This is a genomic window from Streptomyces sp. NPDC079167, assembly GCF_040686735.1.
GTDB lineage: Bacteria > Actinomycetota > Actinomycetes > Streptomycetales > Streptomycetaceae > Streptomyces.
Genome location: NZ_JBFBLO010000014.1, coordinates 1 through 17408, shown reverse-complemented (window position 1 = coordinate 17408; position 17408 = coordinate 1). Strand labels below are relative to the sequence as shown.

Below are 17408 nucleotides of genomic sequence, written 5' to 3'. Positions count from 1 at the left end.
AGTGCCTCGGAATCTCACGTTCCGTGGGTGCGCGGTCTCCTTGCGCGCACGGTCCGGGGCTCTTCTCGCCGATGCGGCCCGGGCTGTCGGTGCGGCCGCCTAGACTCGTGAGGCGATGAGCAGCCTCTTTGACGACAGTTTCCTGACCGGCCTCCAGCAAGCGGAGGACGGCCCCCCGCCGCCCCCTGAGGAGCATGCGCCCGAAGCGGTGCCGGAGGGCCTCTTCGAGGACGTCTTCGACGCGCCTCCGCCGCCGCGTGACGCCTACTACCGCGACGGCGCCCCGCGCCCCGTCATCGACTCCGCCGCGCTGCTCGACGGGCTGAACACCGAGCAGCGCGCCGCCGTCGTGCACGCCGGGTCCCCGCTGCTCATCGTCGCCGGGGCGGGCTCGGGCAAGACCAGGGTGCTCACCCACCGGATCGCCCACCTGCTGGCCGAGCGCGGGGTGCACCCGGGGCAGATCCTCGCGATCACCTTCACGAACAAGGCCGCCGGCGAGATGAAGGAGCGCGTCGAGGACCTCGTCGGCCCGCGCGCCAACGCCATGTGGGTCATGACGTTCCACAGCGCCTGCGTGCGGATCCTGCGCCGCGAGTCGAAGCGCCTGGGCTTCACCTCGTCGTTCTCGATCTACGACGCGGCCGACTCCAAGCGTCTGATGGCCCTGGTCTGCCGTGATCTGGACCTCGACCCGAAGCGCTACCCGCCGAAGTCGTTCACGGCGAAGGTGTCGAACCTGAAGAACGAGCTGATCGACGAGGAGACGTTCGCCGGGCAGGCGACCGACGGTTTCGAGAAGACCCTGGCGCAGGCCTACGCGCTCTACCAGGCGCGGCTCCGCGAGGCCAACGCCCTGGACTTCGACGACATCATCATGACGACGGTCCACCTGCTCCAGGCGTTCCCCGACGTCGCCGAGCACTACCGCCGCCGCTTCCGGCACGTCATGGTCGACGAGTACCAGGACACCAACCACGCCCAGTACACCCTGGTGCGCGAGCTGGTGGGCCCGGCCGGCGAGGACGACGCCCCGGGCGAGCTGTGCGTCGTCGGTGACGCGGACCAGTCGATCTACGCCTTCCGCGGCGCGACCATCCGCAACATCCTCCAGTTCGAGGAGGACTATCCGGACGCGACCACGATCATGCTGGAGCAGAACTACCGCTCCACGCAGACGATCCTCTCCGCGGCCAACGCCGTCATCGAGCGCAACGAGAGCCGCCGCCCCAAGAACCTCTGGACGAACGCCGGCGCCGGCACCAGGATCTCGGGCTACGTCGCGGACACCGAGCACGACGAGGCGCAGTTCGTCGCCGACGAGATCGACCGGCTGACGGACTCCGGGGACGCGAAGGCGGGGGACGTCGCCGTCTTCTACCGCACGAACGCCCAGTCCCGTGTCTTCGAAGAGATCTTCATCCGCGTCGGGCTGCCCTACAAGGTCGTCGGCGGAGTGCGCTTCTACGAGCGCAAGGAGGTCAGGGACGTCCTGGCCTACCTCCGGGTGCTGTCCAACCCCGAGGACACCGTCCCGCTGCGCCGCATCCTCAACGTGCCCAAGCGGGGCATCGGCGACCGGGCCGAGGCGATGATCGACGCCCTGTCGATGCGCGAGAAGATCTCCTTCCCGCAGGCCCTGCGCCGGGTGGACGAGGCGTACGGCATGGCGGCCCGCTCGGCGAACGCCGTGAAGCGGTTCAACACGCTGATGGAGGAGCTCCGCACGATCGTGGAGTCCGGTGCGGGCCCGGCGGTCGTGGTGGAGGCCGTCATGGAGCGGACCGGCTATCTCGCCGAACTCCAGGCGTCCACCGACCCGCAGGACGAGACCCGTATCGAGAACCTCCAGGAGCTCGCCTCCGTCGCTCTCGAATTCGAGCAGGAGCGGGCGGAGGACGAGGGCGCGGGCACCCTCGCCGAGTTCCTGGAGAAGGTCGCGCTCGTCGCCGACGCCGACCAGATCCCCGACGAGGACGAGGACGGCTCCGGTGTCGTCACGCTGATGACACTGCACACCGCGAAGGGCCTCGAGTTCCCCGTGGTGTTCCTGACCGGCATGGAGGACGGCGTCTTCCCGCACATGCGCGCGCTGGGGCAGGTGAAGGAGCTGGAGGAGGAGCGCCGGCTCGCCTATGTGGGCATCACGCGTGCCCGTGAGCGCCTGTATCTGACCCGGGCGTCGATGCGGAGTGCGTGGGGGCAGCCCTCGTACAACCCGCCGTCGCGGTTCCTGGAGGAGATCCCGGACCAGCACCTGGAGTGGAAGCGCAAGGGGCCGATGGCGGCTCCGGCGGGACCGACGTCCGGCATCACGTCGTCGTTGTCCTCGTCGCGCTCGAAGTCCGGGCCGTCGGGGTTCGCGACCCGCCGCACCTCCGAGAAGCCGGTGGTCACGCTGGTGGCGGGGGACCGGGTCACGCACGACCAGTTCGGCCTGGGCACGGTGACGGCGGTCGAGGGGTTCGGCGACCAGGCGAAGGCGACGGTCGACTTCGGCGACGAGCGGCCCAAGAAGCTGCTGCTGCGGTACGCGCCGGTCGAGAAGCTCTGACCCCGCCCGGCCGTCACCGGAGGGTGTCCCTCGGGTGACGGCCGGACCGGACTCAGTTCGGGTTGATTCCGTGGCTGCGGAGCCAGGGCATGGGGTCGATCGCCGTGCCGCCGCCGGGCCGTACCTCGAAGTGCAGGTGCGGGCCGGTGGAGTTCCCGGAGTTCCCCGAGTAGGCGATGACGTCGCCCGCCTTGACCGAGCCGGAGCGGATCTTGGTGGTGCTGAGGTGGCAGTACCACGTCTCGGTGCCGTCGGCCGCGGTGACGATGGCCATGTTCCCGTAGGCGCTGTTCCACTGGGTGCGGACCGTGCCGTCGGTCGCCGCCATGACGGGGGTGCCGTACGAGACGGGGAAGTCGATGCCAGTGTGGACGGACATCCAGTTCACACCGGCCTGGCCGTAGGTGGCGCTGAGGCCGTGCTGCTTCACGGGCAGCACGAACTTGGGACGCGCGGCCTCGATGCGCGCGGCCTCCGCCGCGCGCCTCTTCTTCTCGGCGGCCTGACGTTCCTTCAGGTCGATGCGCTCCTGGGTGCGGCTGGCGCGGTCGGCGAAGTTCTCGGCGTCGGCGCTGAGATTGGCGAGCTGGGTGTCCAGCTTGTTGTTGGCCACGGCCGGCTTGACCGTGTCGGCGGCCGCCATGGACGTGGTCTCGTCCTTCGTCTCCTCGCCACCGCCGACACCGCTCACCGAGGCCGCGGCGATGCCCGCGACGCTCATGACACAGGCGGAGGGGACGGCGACGGTGAGGAGCGCGGAGCGCTTCGCCGGGGTACGGCGCCGGCCGCGGCTGCCGCGCGGGGCGGCGGAACGGCCCACAGGGCGGGCGGTCGCGGCCAAGGAGGCGGACTCCGCGGTCACGTCGAGGGCATCCGGCACCGGCTCGCGCTCACCGTGCGCTTCGAGCGCCTCGGCGTAGGGGTCGGAATGCGTCACCCCGTCCTCGGCGTACGGATCGGCCTGCGCGATGCCGCCCTCGGCGTACGGGTCCGTCTGCGGGAGCCCGTCCTCTGCGGTTCCGGCGTGGTCGTGGGAGCCGGGCGAGTCGTGCGTCTCCGGGGAGCCGTGGAGGCCGTGGGCGCCGGCGTCGTCGTGGGCAGCGAACTCGGCGGTCCCGTACGGCTCGTAGGACGCCGATGCGTGTTCGTGCGACGGATGTTCGTACGTGGGATACGACGTCTGTTCGGGTGCGTACGCGGCGTCCTCGGGCGTGGCGCCGGTGTTCCAGGCGGTGGCGTCGAAGGTGCCGGTCTCGGGGGCCGCGTAGCTCTCGTACCCCGTGGTCTCGAAGGCGGGCACGCTGTACGTGCCGGTCGCGTAGGCCGTGGTGTCGAACGTCGTGGTGGGGAAGGCGCCCGTGTCGCCCGTCGCCCACTGGCCGGCCTGACCGGTGTGGTCCCAGCCCGCGGTGTCCCACTGGCCCGTCACGTCGGGGTCGGGGGCCTGGGCCGGGATTCCGGCCTCGGGCATCCAGGTGGCCGCCGTGTCGTAGCCCTGGGGCGCCTGCGAGGTGTGGGCCTGGGCGTCATAGGCGTCGTACGAGGCCTGCTGATGCGCTCCGGTGTCCCACTGGCCGCTGTCGTAGCCACCGCCGTAACCGCCGTCGTACGCCGGGGCGTAGTCGCCGCCGTACGTCGCCGTGGGGCTGCTGTCTTCCTGACCCGGCAGGGTTCCGAAGAGCGGATCGGTGTCGAAGCTGCCGGTGGACTGGCTGTCGTATCCGGCATACCCGGCGTGGGGGTGCTGGTCGTTCACCAACTTCTCTCTCGCCTCGGCAGCAGAACCTGTTCCGGGGTCCGGTGGGGGGATCCCAGGGTGAGCAGTGGCCGCGACTGTACCCGGCGGTAGGTGAGGACGACAATCTTCGGCGGCTTTCGACCCCTCAGGAAACGGGCAATCGGCCGCCTTTCGGTGGGCCGGAGGGGCAGCCTTGGCTCTATGTTCGACGGCTGTTCTATTCGGCGGAGGTGCGTGGGGGGTTTGAGGCGGGAGATCAGGCGACGGAGGCGGCTCCCGGAGCGGCGCCCCCGGCACCGAGGGACGCGCCGTCGGACTCGAGTGCCTGACGGATCGCCGACGCGACCGCGGGGTGGACCGGCAGGGCGAGATGGCCGATTCCCGTGACGCGCACATTCACCGCGTCGAGGTCCGGGTGGTCGACGCAGGCCGTCTCCACGGGGAGCATCACCCGGTCCAGCTCACTCCAGAAGCTGATGAACCGCGTCCGGCAGCCCGGGGCGGGACGGCGCAGCTCCTCGATCAGGTCCGAACCGCCGCGCATCTGGCGGACGATGGGGTGTGCGCCCGCCAGCGGGGCGGCGGCTGTGCCGTTGTGCGGCGTGCCGAGGGTGACGAGGGTACGGACCCGCCGGTCGCCGCCGAGCCGCTGCACGTAGTACCGCGCGATCAGGCCGCCGAGGCTGTGGCCGACGATGTCGATCTCGCGGTGCCCGGTGCGGGCGCAGATCTCCTCCACGTGGCGGTCGAGCAGCTCGGCCGCCGTGCGGATGTCGCAGGTCAGCGGCGAGTAGTTGAGCGATTCCAGGTGGTGCCAGCCGTGCCGGGCCAGGGAGCGGCGGAGCAGGACGAACACGGAGCGGTTGTCGATGAAGCCGTGCAGGAGCACGACGGGCGGGCGGGTGCCGGCCGCGGAGGGCAGTGCGGTGGTGCCCGCCGTGCCCGTCGGATCAGCCCCGTCAGCCGTCTCGGCTGTGTCGGCTGTCTCCGTCGCGCCCGCTGGGTCCGCCGAACGGGTGAGGCGCTCGGGATCCGGGTCGGGCCCGTCCTCGGTGCCGGGTGGGGGCATGGGGTGCCGGCGCTCCGGGGTGAGGCCGGACGGGTAGATGAGCACGTGCCCCGCGAGGATCACCAGCTCCAGGGCAGTGGCCCTGATCAGCGTCGACGACAGCCAGGCGGGGCGCAGGCACGGCCTGCGCAGCAGTAGGGGTAGGAAGGACAGGACCTTCATGGCCGACCTCCTGCACCGGCATGCGGGGGAGGCGGCTCCCTGCCCCGTACGCCCTCACGGGGGTGCCGCGGAGGTGACCGGCGGCCCTGATGCGGCCGGGGCCGTACCACCGTGCCGTGCGGCTGACGGCACGGTGGTACGGCGACCTCGTCGCGGCTCCCCTGGCGGCGCTCCCCGCGCGGCCGGTGGGCCGCCCGGTGCTGGGAACGACGCCGGCGAACATGTCCCATGTGTGATTTCCCCCTCCCGGTCCACCGCGAAACGACACCGTGCGGGATGCTGTGGATAACGTTCGTTCACATCACCGGCCCTCCGGGTACGGGAAACGCATGTGGAGGCATTGATGGGTGTGACCGGTCCGATCCGTGTGGTGGTGGCAAAGCCGGGCCTCGACGGCCATGACCGCGGGGCCAAGGTGATCGCGCGGGCGCTGCGGGACGCGGGCATGGAGGTCATCTACACGGGGCTCCACCAGACCCCTGAGCAGATCGTCGACACCGCGATCCAGGAGGACGCCGACGCCATCGGTCTCTCGATCCTCTCGGGCGCGCACAACACGCTCTTCGCCAAGGTCATCGAACTGCTGAAGGAGCGCGACGCTGAGGACATCAAGGTCTTCGGCGGCGGCATCATCCCCGAGGCGGACATCGCTCCGCTGAAGGAGCGGGGAGTCGCGGAGATCTTCACCCCGGGGGCGACGACGGCCTCGATCGTGGACTGGGTGAACGCGCACGTCCGCCAGCCCGCGGAGGCCTGAGTCCACGCCCACCGGCCCGCGGAGTCTTGAGTCCACCGGCCCGCGCGGGTCCCGGCCCGCTGGACTCCCGCCTGCCGCCCCTGGTCAGCCCGTGCCGTCCTGGACCAGCTCCGCGTCCATGGCGGCGCGCAGGCGCAGGGTGGAGACCAGACGCTGGAACGCCTCCGACCAGTAGCCACCCGCACCCGGTGAGGCACCTTCCGGCTCGTCGGGGGTGGTGGTGAGCACCGCGAGCCGGTCCGCCTCGGCGGGGTTCAGGCAGCGCTCGGCGAGCCCCATCACCCCGCTGAAGCTCCAGGGGTAGCTCCCCGCGTCCCGGGCGATGTCCAGGGCGTCGACCACCGCCCGGCCGAGCGGCCCGTCCCAGGGCACGGAGCAGACACCGAGCAGCTGGAAGGCCTCGGACAGGCCGTGCGCGGCTATGAAACCGGCGACCCAGAGCGCCCGCTCGGGGGCGGGCAGGGTGGCGAGGAGCTGCGAGCGCTCCGCCAGCGACGCCGTCCCCGGGCCGTTCGCCAGGGGCGTCGAGGGGGCGCCGAGGAGCGCTCGCGCCCACTCGGGATCCCGCTGCCGCACCGCCGCCCGGCACCAGGCGGCGTGCAGCTCACCCGCCCAGCCGTCGGCCACCGGCAGCGTCACGAGCTCCTGCGCCGTCCGGCCGCCGAATCTCTCCCGCCACACACCGAGCGGTGCGGCCTCCACCAGCTGGCCGAGCCACCAGGACCGCTCACCTCGCCCGGAGGGCGGGACCGGCACCACGCCGTCGCGCTGCATCGCGGCGTCGCACTCGTGCGGAGCCTCCACGGCGACGGACACGGCTCCGCCCGTACGGTCGGGGTTCACACAGGAGGTGGCGCGGGCCGCCATCCGCCGGGCGAGCGCCGAGTCGGGCAGGGCGGACAGCAGCTCGGCGGCCGTGGAGCGCACGTTGCGGCTGCGGTCCGCCAGGGCCGCCTCCAGGAACGTCTCATCGCCCGCTGAGAGGCCGGAGCGCAGCGAATCGAGGAACATCAGCCGGTCCTCCGCACGCTCCGTGGACCAGGTGGTGGCGAGCAGGGACCGGGCGGCGCCCGGGTCCCGCTCCCGCACGGCCCCGAGCAGCGCGACCCGTTCGGCGAAGAGCCCCTCCTCCCAGAGCCGGCGCACCGCCTCCGGATCCGCGGTCCCCGGCCGCTGCGCGCCGCGTGAGCTGGCGCGCAGCGCGAACCTCCAATCGGGGTTCAGCCCGGCCAGCCACAGCCCGCGCGGGCCGGCGAACGCCAGCACGTGCGGACGCAGATCCGTGCGCGCTCTCGCCGCGTCCAGCAGCGCGGGCAGGAGCTCCGCGGGTGCCCGGTAGCCGTGCGCACCGGCGGAGGCCAGCCACTGGGGGATGAGCTCGGTGAGATCGGGAGCCGATCCGCGCCGTCCGCCGGTGGGCGGCGCCGAACGGTCGGCGAGCAACTGGGCGAGCCGGCGGCGGGCGGGGGCGGGCAGCGCCGGCCGGGGATCGGCGGGTGCGGGTACGGGCAGGGCGGCCCCGGCGGCCGGCCGCAGGGCAGCCCTGCGGCGCACGGTGTGCACCGCCGCCGTGTCGAGCAGCGCCGCCGGTCCGGCCGCGGCGCCGTTGTCCGCCCTGAGGGGGCGCCGGTCCGTGCCGAGCAGCGCCGAGGTGACGAGGTCTTCCCACGGGGCGCTCACGGTGACGTCGTTCGTCGTGACGGTGGTCGGCATCGGGTCCCTTCCGGTCGTCGGGTTCGGTGGTCGGTCGCGGGCGAGGGAAGGCGGTGGGGCGGGCGCACGTGGTGGTGCGGGTGCCCGTGGTGGGGCGGGTGAAAGTGGTGGTGCGGGTGCCCGTGGTGGTGCGGGTGCCCGTGGTGGGCCCGGGGACACGGTGGCGCCAGGAGAGGCGGTGGGGCAGGGCCGGGCGGGTGCGGGGTGAGACGCGCTGTGGTCAGGCGAGCGCCACCGCCCCGCCCGGTGCCTCCTCGCCGTCGGAGGTTTCGGTGCACCACGCCGCGAGCGGGTCGAAACCCCGGTGGCCGCACTCGCCGAACACCGTCAGCGGGCGGCCGCCGGAGAGCGCCACGAGCTTCCACAGACCGGGCCGGGAGAGCGCCGCGGGAGCGACCGGCAGGGCGGAGCCGTCCGCCGCGCCGACCAGTTGCCAGCCGTCCCCGGACGGCGCGGGTATGACTCCGCGCAGCGTGACGGGCCAGGCGTCGAGCCACGGGTCGTCGCGCAGCGCGTTCCCGTACGCGGCGAGGGCGTCGGCCGTGGTGCCGCCGGGCGGCGGCGCCGTCGTGGCGAGAGGCTCGCCGAACCGCGGTCCCAGCTCGCCCCGCAGTCCGCCGCCGCCCGGATACGGCGTCACTTCGGCGTCCAGCACCGTGCCCACCGGCAGCGGCGGGGCCGGCGCGCGTCCGGGTGCCCCGTAGGACAGCAGCAGCGTGGTGTGCCCCGAATCCCTGCCGTGCAGCCAGGTGCGACGGGTGACGATCCGGCCGTCGGGTGTGTCGTACTGCGCGAGGACCAGCCAGTGGTCGCGGACGGGAGGTCCCTCGGCCGAGGCCGTCAGCCCCACCCTCGTACGGACCGTCGCCGCCAGCGGGCCTGGCAGCCGGTCGAGTCCGAGCCAGGCCGAGTCCAGCAGACGCAGGAGCGCGCACTCCTCCAGCAGCCGCGCCGGCCAGCCGGGACCCGAAGCCGCGACCGACCCCAACTCCCGCACACGGGCAGCCAGTCCCGGGGCCTGCGCGTCGACCATGCGGGCCGCAGTCTCCTCCCACAGCCCGTATCCCGGCCGGTCCGCCGCGGCGAGCCCGTCGCGCAGCAGGTCGATGAGGCGCTGGTCCAGCTCCTGCGCACCGCCGGTGACGCGCTCGGCCCTGCGCTCGGCGCGCCGGGCGGCCGCGCGCGCCGCGGACCCCGCAGACGTCCCCGGCGCCGCGGTCTCGCCGGGCGTCGCCCCCGCACGCCGGTCCGCCAGCCACTGCGCGACCCAGGAGGGCGGCTCCTGCGTCCGGTCCAGCACCGGGGTGTCGGAGGCATGGAGCAGCAGCAACCCCAGGGCGTGCCCGCAGGGCGCCTCCCCGCCGGGGCAACCACACGTGTACGACGCGTCGTTCGTGACCACCGCCGTGCGGTGCGGCGGGCCGTCGGCGGCCTCGCGGACCCCCCATACCGCGCCCTGGCCGCACCCCGCTGCGGACCACGCGCGCTCCGAAGCGAACGCGCGCCCCGCCTCGCGTGACTCCACGTCAGGTGCCAGGGCCAGCACCCGCTCCACCGCCTGGCGTTCCTCCACCGGTCCGGCGGAGCGCCAGGGTCCTCCCCCTTGAGACACCATGGACCCGACGGTAGAGCGCAGCACTGACAATCGGCTCCGACCTGCGATTCCGCCTCTGCCGAGGTGTCTTGACCGCTTCGCGTCCATGCGCTTCTCTGCGAGGGAGGGAGTCCGGCAGACGAATCGGGGGATTCAAATCAACCGAACCATGCGCACCACCCGCCTCGGACGGACCACGCGTGCGGCCGCGTCGGCCTCGGCCCTCTGCGTCCTCGTGCTCGGTCTCGGCGGCTGCTCTCCCGAATCCGTCGACGAAGTCGTGGACGAGACGTACCGGGTGACCTACGAAGTCACCGGCACCGGTGTCGACGAGATCCAGTTCCACGGCGGCGGTGGCGACGCCATGGATCCGAAGATCGAGACGGTCGAGTCGCCCACGCTGCCGTGGAAGAAGACCGTCACGCTGCGCGGGATCATGCCGGCCGCGGTGATGCCCGTAGCCCTGGACGAGGGCGCGGCGGAACTCGCCTGCACCATCACGCACGAGGGCGAGGTCATCGGGGAGGCGAGGGGCGAGGAACTCCTCACCAGCGGCGGGTGCGTCGCGGTCTCACCCGTCACGGGCTGACCCCTCATCACGGTCCCGGCCCTGGCCGATGGCCGGTGGCACGGTGCGCCAGGACCGATTGTCAGTGGCATGGTGCACCGTGGAAACCGCATCGGATCGACCGATCCGGAGGGGGATCCATGACCGTGTCCGTACAGACCGACGCAGCCGGCGGCGAAGCTCTGAGGCCGCACGCCGAGCATGCTTTCGCCGACGAGCTCAAGGCGCTCGCCGCCGCCGACGACCGCCCCAGGCCCGCCCGTTGGAAGCTTTCTCCCTGGGCTGTCTCCACCTATCTGCTCGGCGGGACACTCCCGGACGGCACACTGATCACACCGAAGTACGTGGGTCCGCGCCGGCTCGTCGAAGTAGCCGTCACCACGCTTGCGACCGATCGCGCGCTGCTGCTCCTCGGAGTTCCGGGCACCGCCAAGACCTGGGTGTCCGAACACCTCGCCGCGGCCGTCAGCGGAGACTCGACCCTGCTGGTCCAGGGCACCGCGGGCACCCCCGAGGAAGCCGTCCGCTACGGGTGGAACTACGCGCGACTGCTGGCGGACGGCCCGAGCAGGGAGGCCCTGGTGCCGAGCCCCGTCATGCGGGCCATGGCCGAGGGGATGACGGCCCGCGTCGAGGAGCTCACACGTATCCCCGCCGATGTGCAGGACGCGCTCATCACGATCCTGTCCGAGAAGACGCTCCCCGTCCCCGAGCTGGGCCAAGAGGTCCAGGCTGTGAAGGGGTTCAACCTCGTCGCCACGGCGAACGACCGAGACCGCGGGGTCAACGAGCTCTCCAGCGCCCTGCGCCGCCGGTTCAACACCGTCGTGCTGCCGCTCCCCGCGACTCCCGAGGCCGAGGTGGACATCGTGTCCCGGCGGGTGGCGCAGACGGGGCGCGCGCTCGACCTGCCGCCGACACCCGACGGCATGGCGGAGATCCGGCGCGTCGTCACGGTCTTCCGCGAGCTGCGCGACGGCGTCACGACGGACGGCCGCACCAAGCTCAAGTCGCCGTCCGGGACGCTCTCCACGGCCGAGGCCATCTCCGTCGTCACCGGAGGCCTCGCGCTCGCCGCCCACTTCGGCGACGGCGTCCTGCGCCCCGGGGACGTGGCGGCCGGCATCATCGGGGCCGTCGTCCGCGACCCCACGACCGACCACGTGGTCTGGCAGGAGTACGTGGAGACCGTCGTCCGCGAGCGGGACGGCTGGAAGGACTTCTACCGCGCCTGCCGTGAGGCCGCCGAATGACAGCCCGCGCCGGGGGGACCACCGCTCCCGGCGGACCACTGCTGCTGGGGGTGCGCCACCACGGCCCCGGCTCCGCCCGCGCGGTGCTGGCCGCCCTCGAAGCCGTACGGCCGGCTGCCGTGCTCGTCGAAGGGCCGCCGGAGGCCGACGCGTTGCTGCCGCTCGCCGCGCATCCACGGATGCGGCCGCCGGTCGCGCTGCTCGCCCACGCCGTGGACGAACCGGGGCGCGCCGCCTTCTGGCCGATGGCCGACTTCTCCCCCGAGTGGGTGGCCATCCGCTGGGCATCGGCGCACGGCGTCCCCGTGCGGTTCGTGGACCTGCCCGCCGCGCACTCCCTGGCGCTGACCGAGCAGCGTGAGGACGGCCCGGAGGACGGCAGGGGCATCGATCCCATCGGAATCCTCGCCGGTGCCGCGGGCTACGACGACCCGGAGCGCTGGTGGGAGGACGTCGTCGAGCACCGCGCGGACGGCGGCGGTCCGGCTGATCCGTGCGCGCCGTTCGCCGCGCTCGCCGAGGCGATGACCGCGCTGCGTGAGGCGTACGGGGACGGCGGCCACCCGCAGGACGCCGTCCGGGAGGCCGCCATGCGCCTTCAGCTGCGCGCCGCCCGCAAGGAGTTCGGCGACGGCGTCGCCGTGGTCTGCGGTGCCTGGCACGTGCCCGCTCTCGGCGCGCGGACGACGGTCGCCGCCGACCGGGCGCTCCTCAAGGGGATGCCGAAGGTCAAGGCGGAGGTGACCTGGGTGCCCTGGACCCATCGCAGGCTCGCCCGGCACAGCGGATACGGCGCGGGGATCGAGTCCCCCGGCTGGTACGGGCACCTCTTCGGCGCCCCGGACCGGCCCGTGGAGCGCTGGATGACGAAGGTGGCCGGACTCCTGCGCGACTCGGACAGAGCCGTGTCGCCCGCGCATGTCATCGAGGCCGTCCGGCTCGCCGGGACGCTGGCCGCCCTGCGTGACCGCCCGGCCGTCGGCCTGGCCGAGGCCACGGACGCCGTCAGGGCCGTCATGTGTGAGGGATCCGATGTGCCACTGGCCCTCGTGCGGGACCGGCTCGTCGTCGGCGAGATCCTCGGCGAGGTCCCGGACACGGCGCCCGCCGTCCCGCTCCAGCGCGACCTGGACCGTCAGCAGCGCACGCTGCGGCTCAGGCCCGAGCCGGAGAGGCGGGAGCTCGACCTCGACCTGCGCAAGGACACCGACGCGGCCCGCAGCAGACTGCTGCACCGGCTGCGGCTCCTCGGAGTGGACTGGGGCGAAACCGTCGCGGGCCGGGGGAGCACGGGGACGTTCCGGGAGAGCTGGCGACTGCGCTGGGAGCCCGAGCTCTTCGTCCGGATCGCCGAGGCCGGGGTGTGGGGCACCACCGTGCTCGGAGCCGCGACCGCCAGGGCCGGGGCGGAGGCCGTTTCCGCGTCGACGCTCGCCGGGGTCACCGCGCTCGCCGAGCAGTGCCTCCTGGCCGGGCTGCCGGATGCCCTGCCCGTCGTGATGAGGGCCCTCTCCGACCGGGCCGCCCTCGACGCGGACGTCGGCCACCTCGCGGACGCGCTGCCCGCCCTGGCCCGCTCCCTGCGCTACGGGGACGTACGCTCCACCGGCACCGCGGCTCTGGGAGAGGTGGCCGTCGGCCTCGCCGAGCGCGTCTGCGTGGGCCTGCCGCCCGCCTGCACGGGCCTCGACGCGGACGCGGCCGCGGAGGCCCACCGCCGGGTGGAGGGCGTGCACACCGCGGTCGGGCTGCTCGCCGACGCCGTGGGTGCGGACGGGCTGCCCGAGCGGTGGGCCGGAGTCCTGCGCAGGCTCTCCACGAGGGACGCGGTCGCCGGTGTGATCCGGGGCCGCGCCACACGCCTGCTGCTGGACGACGGCCGGCTGGCCGAGAGCGAGGCCGCGCGCCTGATGGGACTCGCCCTCTCGCCCGGCGCCGCGCCCCCCGACGCGGCCGGCTGGATCGAGGGCTTCGTCGGCGGAGCCGTGGGCGGTGGCCTGCTGCTCGTCCACGACGAGCGGCTCCTCGGCCTCGTCGACACCTGGCTGACGGGCATACCGCCCGGCACGTTCACCGACGTGCTGCCCCTGCTGCGCCGGACGTTCTCGGCATACGAGCCGGGTGTACGCCGCACGCTCGGCGAGCTGGTGCGCCGCGGCCCGGGTTCCGACGGGGCGCGCGACGAGGGAGTACCCGCCGTACCGGGCTTCGGCGAAGGACTCGACGAGGAGCGGGCGGACGCGGTGGTGCCCGTGCTCCGGCTGCTGCTCGGCCTGGACACCCCGGACAAGGAGGCGGCCGGATGACCACGAGCGGGGCGGACGCGGAGAGGGGAGAGAGGCCGATGGAGGCGACTCCTGCCGAGGACGAGCGGCTGCGGCGCTGGCGCATGGTGCTCGGCGCCGACGCCGCCGAGAGCACGGGGCGCGCGCTCACCGGACGCGACACGGCGATGGACGGAGCGCTGACCGCGCTGTACGACGGCGGGAGGAAGCCCGGCGGCCGGGACGGAGCGGAGCGTGCGGCGGGGCTCGGGGCGTCCGCACCGTCGGTGGCCCGCTGGCTCGGCGACATCCGTACGTATTTCCCGGCCTCCGTCGTCCAGGTCATGCAGCGCGACGCGATCGACCGCCTCGGGCTTGCCGCCCTGCTGCTGGAGCCGGAGATGCTGGAGGCCGTGGAGCCCGACGTCCACCTGGTCGGCACCCTGCTCTCGCTCGGCAAGGCCATGCCGGAGACGACGAGGGAGACGGCCCGCGCCGTCGTGCGCAAGGTCGTCGAGGACCTGGAGCGCCGGCTGGCCACCCGCACCAGGGCGACACTCACCGGCGCCCTGGACCGCTCGGCCAGGGCCTCCAGGCCGCGCCACCGGGACATCGACTGGGACCGTACGATCCGTGCCAACCTGAAGAACTACGTGTCTCTGCCCGGCCGTGCGGGGGCCGGCACGGTCATACCCGAACGTCTCATCGGTTACGGGCGCACGGACCGGTCCGTGAAGAAGGACGTCATCCTCTGCGTCGACCAGTCGGGATCCATGGCCGCCTCCGTCGTCCACGCCGCGGTCTTCGGGGCGGTGCTCGCCTCGATGCGGACCCTGGCGACCCGGCTCGTCGTGTTCGACACGGCGGTCGTCGACCTCACCGACCAGCTCGACGACCCGGTCGACGTCCTCTTCGGTACGCGGCTCGGCGGCGGTACGGACATCAACCGCGCTCTCGCCTACTGCCAGTCGAGGATCACCCGCCCGGCGGACACCGTCGTCGTCCTCATCAGCGATCTCCACGAGGGCGGGATCCGCGACGAGATGGTCGAACGGGCCGCGGCGATGAGGGCGTCCGGGGTGCAGTTCGTGACCCTGCTGGCCCTCTCCGACGACGGCACGCCCTCCTACGACCGTGAGCACGCCGCGGCGCTGGGCGCTCTCGGTGCCCCCGCGTTCGCCTGCACCCCGGACCTCTTTCCCGAGGTCATGGCGGCGGCGATCGAGAAGCGGCCGCTGCCGATACCGGACACCGGGCGCTGACCGGCGCGGGCCCCGGCTCCGCGCCCGGCCACGGCCGTCCGGCGGGCCGTGCGGAGGTGGCGTTTTGTCCCCCGTAACCCAGCCACCAGGGCGGTCTGTGACCGTTATCACCGCGCAGGTGTGATGTGCAATTTAGGGTCCGGTCCGGTGCGGGGGATAACCTGCCGGATGGACATGCCGCGTACCCGGTCACCGTGTGCGCCTCCCCTGTGACCGCGCAGTCACGTTGCCCTCGCGGCACGCCCACGCAGAAAACGAACCGCGAGACCACTAAAAGGGACGGACGCGCGTGGACCTGTTCGAGTACCAGGCGAGGGACCTCTTCGCCAAGCACGGTGTACCGGTGCTGGCCGGTGAAGTCATCGACACGCCTGAGGCAGCCCGCGAGGCGACCGAGCGGCTGGGCGGCAAGTCCGTCGTCAAGGCGCAGGTGAAGGTCGGTGGCCGAGGCAAGGCCGGCGGCGTGAAGCTGGCGGCAGACGCGGACGAGGCGGTCGCCCGTGCGACCGACATCCTCGGCATGGACATCAAGGGCCACACGGTCCACAAGGTGATGATCGCCGAGCTGTCCCCGGAGATCGAGGCGGAGTACTACGTCTCGTACCTCCTCGACCGCACCAACCGCACCTTCCTCGCCATGGCGTCGGTGCAGGGCGGCATGGACATCGAGGAGGTCGCGGAGAAGACCCCCGAGGCCCTCGCGAAGGTCCCGGTCAACGCCGTGGACGGTGTCGACATCGTCAAGGCCCGCGAGATCGTGGCCCAGGCGAAGTTCCCGGCCGACGTGGCCGAGGGTGTCGCCGAGGCCATGGTGACCCTGTGGGACACCTTCGTCGCCGAGGACGCGCTCCTCGTCGAGGTCAACCCGCTGGTGAAGACCAAGGACGGCCGCATCCTGGCGCTGGACGGCAAGGTGTCTCTCGACGAGAACGCCGACTTCCGTCAGCCCGACCACGAGGCGCTCGAGGACAAGGCCGCGGCCAACCCCCTCGAGGCGGCCGCCAAGGCCAAGAACCTCAACTACGTCAAGCTCGAGGGCGAGGTCGGCATCATCGGTAACGGTGCCGGTCTGGTCATGTCGACCCTGGACGTCGTCGCGTACGCCGGTGAGAAGCACGGCAACGTGAAGCCCGCCAACTTCCTCGACATCGGTGGCGGCGCCTCCGCAGAGGTCATGGCGAACGGCCTGGAGATCATCCTCGGCGACGCGGACGTCAAGTCCGTCTTCGTCAACGTCTTCGGTGGCATCACCGCCTGCGACGAGGTCGCCAACGGCATCGTCCAGGCCCTGGAGCTGCTGAAGTCCAAGGGCGAGGACGTCACCAAGCCGCTGGTCGTGCGCCTCGACGGCAACAACGCGGAGCTGGGTCGCAAGATCCTCTCCGACGCCAACCACCCGCTCGTTCAGCGTGTGGACACCATGGACGGCGCGGCCGACAAGGCCGCCGAGCTCGCCGCGGCTGCGAAGTAAGGGACGAGGGACTCCAACACCATGGCTATCTTCCTCACCAAGGACAGCAAGGTCATCGTCCAGGGGATGACCGGCGCCACGGGCATGAAGCACACCAAGCTCATGCTGGCCGACGGCACCAACATCGTCGGTGGCGTGAACCCCCGTAAGGCGGGCACCTCCGTCGACTTCGACGGCACCGAGGTACCCGTATTCGGGTCCGTCGCCGAGGCGATCGAGAAGACCGGCGCCGACGTGTCCGTCCTCTTCGTGCCGCCGGCCTTCGCGAAGGCCGCCGTCGTCGAGGCGATCGACGCCGAGATCCCGCTGGCCGTCGTGATCACCGAGGGCATCGCCGTCCACGACTCGGCCGCCTTCTGGGCGTACGCCGGCTCGAAGGGCAACAAGACCCGGATCATCGGTCCGAACTGCCCCGGCCTGATCACCCCCGGTCAGTCCAACGCGGGCATCATCCCGGGCGACATCACCAAGCCCGGCCGCATCGGTCTCGTGTCCAAGTCCGGCACGCTGACCTACCAGATGATGTACGAGCTCCGTGACATCGGCTTCTCGTCGGCCGTCGGCATCGGTGGCGACCCGGTCATCGGCACGACGCACATCGACGCGCTCGCCGCGTTCGAGGCCGACCCCGACACGGACCTCATCGTGATGATCGGCGAGATCGGCGGCGACGCCGAGGAGCGTGCCGCCGACTACATCGCGAAGAACGTCACGAAGCCGGTCGTCGGTTACGTCGCGGGCTTCACCGCCCCGGAGGGCAAGACCATGGGCCACGCCGGCGCCATCGTCTCCGGCTCCTCCGGCACCGCCGCGGCCAAGAAGGAGGCCCTCGAGGCCGCAGGCGTGAAGGTCGGCAAGACGCCGACCGAGACCGCCAAGCTGGCGCGCGAGATCCTCGGCGGCTGACGCCCACCGCGTCACCCGTCGCACCGCCTCACAGCGGAAACGGCGCGGGCCCGCACCCCCCCCGGAGGGGGGGGGGGCCCGGTGGGGGGGGCGGCGT

At 72.7% G+C, this 17408-nt stretch carries 12 protein-coding genes; 8 read left to right on the top strand and 4 right to left on the bottom strand.

From position 1 onward, the window contains the following. The first annotated feature begins 115 nt into the window (after positions 1-115). On the top strand, positions 116-2554 hold the full coding sequence (gene pcrA, locus AB0P41_RS26600) for a DNA helicase PcrA (RefSeq protein ID WP_356714256.1): 2439 nt from the start codon (positions 116-118) through the stop codon (positions 2552-2554). Between the two features lie 52 nt (positions 2555-2606). On the opposite strand, the gene AB0P41_RS26595 is transcribed toward pcrA, so the two are convergent. Next, the gene (locus AB0P41_RS26595; RefSeq protein WP_365934546.1) at positions 2607-4310 is read right to left on the bottom strand and encodes a M23 family metallopeptidase; all 1704 of its coding nucleotides are present in this window, start codon (positions 4308-4310) and stop codon (positions 2607-2609) included. A 238-nt stretch (positions 4311-4548) separates the two neighbouring features. Continuing rightward, the gene (locus tag AB0P41_RS26590; protein ID WP_365934544.1) at positions 4549-5523 is read right to left on the bottom strand and encodes an alpha/beta fold hydrolase; all 975 of its coding nucleotides are present in this window, start codon (positions 5521-5523) and stop codon (positions 4549-4551) included. Positions 5524-5866: 343 nt separating this feature from the next. Here AB0P41_RS26590 and AB0P41_RS26585 point away from each other — a divergent pair, with 343 nt between their 5' ends. Then, positions 5867-6280: a cobalamin B12-binding domain-containing protein gene (locus AB0P41_RS26585; protein WP_356714259.1), complete on the top strand. Its 414-nt coding sequence runs from the start codon at positions 5867-5869 to the stop codon at positions 6278-6280. Positions 6281-6364: 84 nt separating this feature from the next. Here the strand turns inward: AB0P41_RS26585 and AB0P41_RS26580 are convergent, their stop codons facing one another. Further along, positions 6365-7993, bottom strand: a complete 1629-nt coding sequence (locus AB0P41_RS26580; RefSeq protein WP_365934542.1) for a DUF5691 domain-containing protein — start codon at positions 7991-7993, stop codon at positions 6365-6367. A gap of 220 nt (positions 7994-8213) precedes the next feature. Then, a complete protein-coding gene (locus AB0P41_RS26575; protein ID WP_365934541.1) occupies positions 8214-9608 on the bottom strand; it encodes an SWIM zinc finger family protein in 1395 nt (464 codons plus the stop codon). 148 nt (positions 9609-9756) lie between these two features. On the opposite strand from AB0P41_RS26575, the gene AB0P41_RS26570 reads away from it, so the two are divergent. From AB0P41_RS26570 to sucD, 6 genes are all read left to right on the top strand, one after another. Then, positions 9757-10176 (top strand): hypothetical protein, encoded by a 420-nt coding sequence (locus AB0P41_RS26570; protein WP_356717161.1) that lies wholly within the window; start codon positions 9757-9759, stop codon positions 10174-10176. Between the two features lie 119 nt (positions 10177-10295). Beyond that, complete coding sequence (locus tag AB0P41_RS26565; protein WP_365934538.1) at positions 10296-11408, top strand: AAA family ATPase; 1113 nt, start codon at positions 10296-10298, stop codon at positions 11406-11408. Then, on the top strand, positions 11405-13714 hold the full coding sequence (locus AB0P41_RS26560) for a DUF5682 family protein (RefSeq protein ID WP_365934536.1): 2310 nt from the start codon (positions 11405-11407) through the stop codon (positions 13712-13714). Before AB0P41_RS26565 ends, AB0P41_RS26560 begins: the two co-directional genes overlap by 4 nt. Beyond that, entirely contained in the window at positions 13711-14934 is a 1224-nt protein-coding gene (locus tag AB0P41_RS26555) for a VWA domain-containing protein (RefSeq protein WP_365934534.1), read from the top strand. The genes AB0P41_RS26560 and AB0P41_RS26555 overlap by 4 nt, the downstream gene beginning before the upstream one ends. A 289-nt stretch (positions 14935-15223) precedes the next feature. Continuing rightward, positions 15224-16405 carry an ADP-forming succinate--CoA ligase subunit beta gene (gene sucC, locus AB0P41_RS26550; RefSeq protein ID WP_356717169.1) on the top strand — a complete coding sequence of 394 codons (1182 nt, stop codon included), beginning with the start codon at positions 15224-15226 and terminating at the stop codon, positions 16403-16405. Positions 16406-16426: 21 nt separating this feature from the next. Continuing rightward, on the top strand, positions 16427-17311 hold the full coding sequence (sucD, locus tag AB0P41_RS26545) for a succinate--CoA ligase subunit alpha (protein ID WP_099173770.1): 885 nt from the start codon (positions 16427-16429) through the stop codon (positions 17309-17311). The last annotated feature ends 97 nt before the right edge of the window (positions 17312-17408 follow it).

Bases quoted from the DNA above. Each gene is read 5' to 3' on its own strand.
- sucD (WP_099173770.1), top strand. From the start codon at position 16,427: ATGGCTATCTTCCTCACCAAGGACAGCAAGGTCATCGTCCAGGGGATG.
- AB0P41_RS26585 (WP_356714259.1), top strand. From the start codon at position 5,867: ATGGGTGTGACCGGTCCGATCCGTGTGGTGGTGGCAAAGCCGGGCCTC.
- AB0P41_RS26590 (WP_365934544.1), bottom strand. From the start codon at position 5,523: ATGAAGGTCCTGTCCTTCCTACCCCTACTGCTGCGCAGGCCGTGCCTG.
- AB0P41_RS26565 (WP_365934538.1), top strand. From the start codon at position 10,296: ATGACCGTGTCCGTACAGACCGACGCAGCCGGCGGCGAAGCTCTGAGG.
- AB0P41_RS26555 (WP_365934534.1), top strand. From the start codon at position 13,711: ATGACCACGAGCGGGGCGGACGCGGAGAGGGGAGAGAGGCCGATGGAG.
- AB0P41_RS26570 (WP_356717161.1), top strand. From the start codon at position 9,757: ATGCGCACCACCCGCCTCGGACGGACCACGCGTGCGGCCGCGTCGGCC.
- AB0P41_RS26575 (WP_365934541.1), bottom strand. From the start codon at position 9,608: ATGGTGTCTCAAGGGGGAGGACCCTGGCGCTCCGCCGGACCGGTGGAG.
- pcrA (WP_356714256.1), top strand. From the start codon at position 116: ATGAGCAGCCTCTTTGACGACAGTTTCCTGACCGGCCTCCAGCAAGCG.
- AB0P41_RS26580 (WP_365934542.1), bottom strand. From the start codon at position 7,993: ATGCCGACCACCGTCACGACGAACGACGTCACCGTGAGCGCCCCGTGG.
- AB0P41_RS26560 (WP_365934536.1), top strand. From the start codon at position 11,405: ATGACAGCCCGCGCCGGGGGGACCACCGCTCCCGGCGGACCACTGCTG.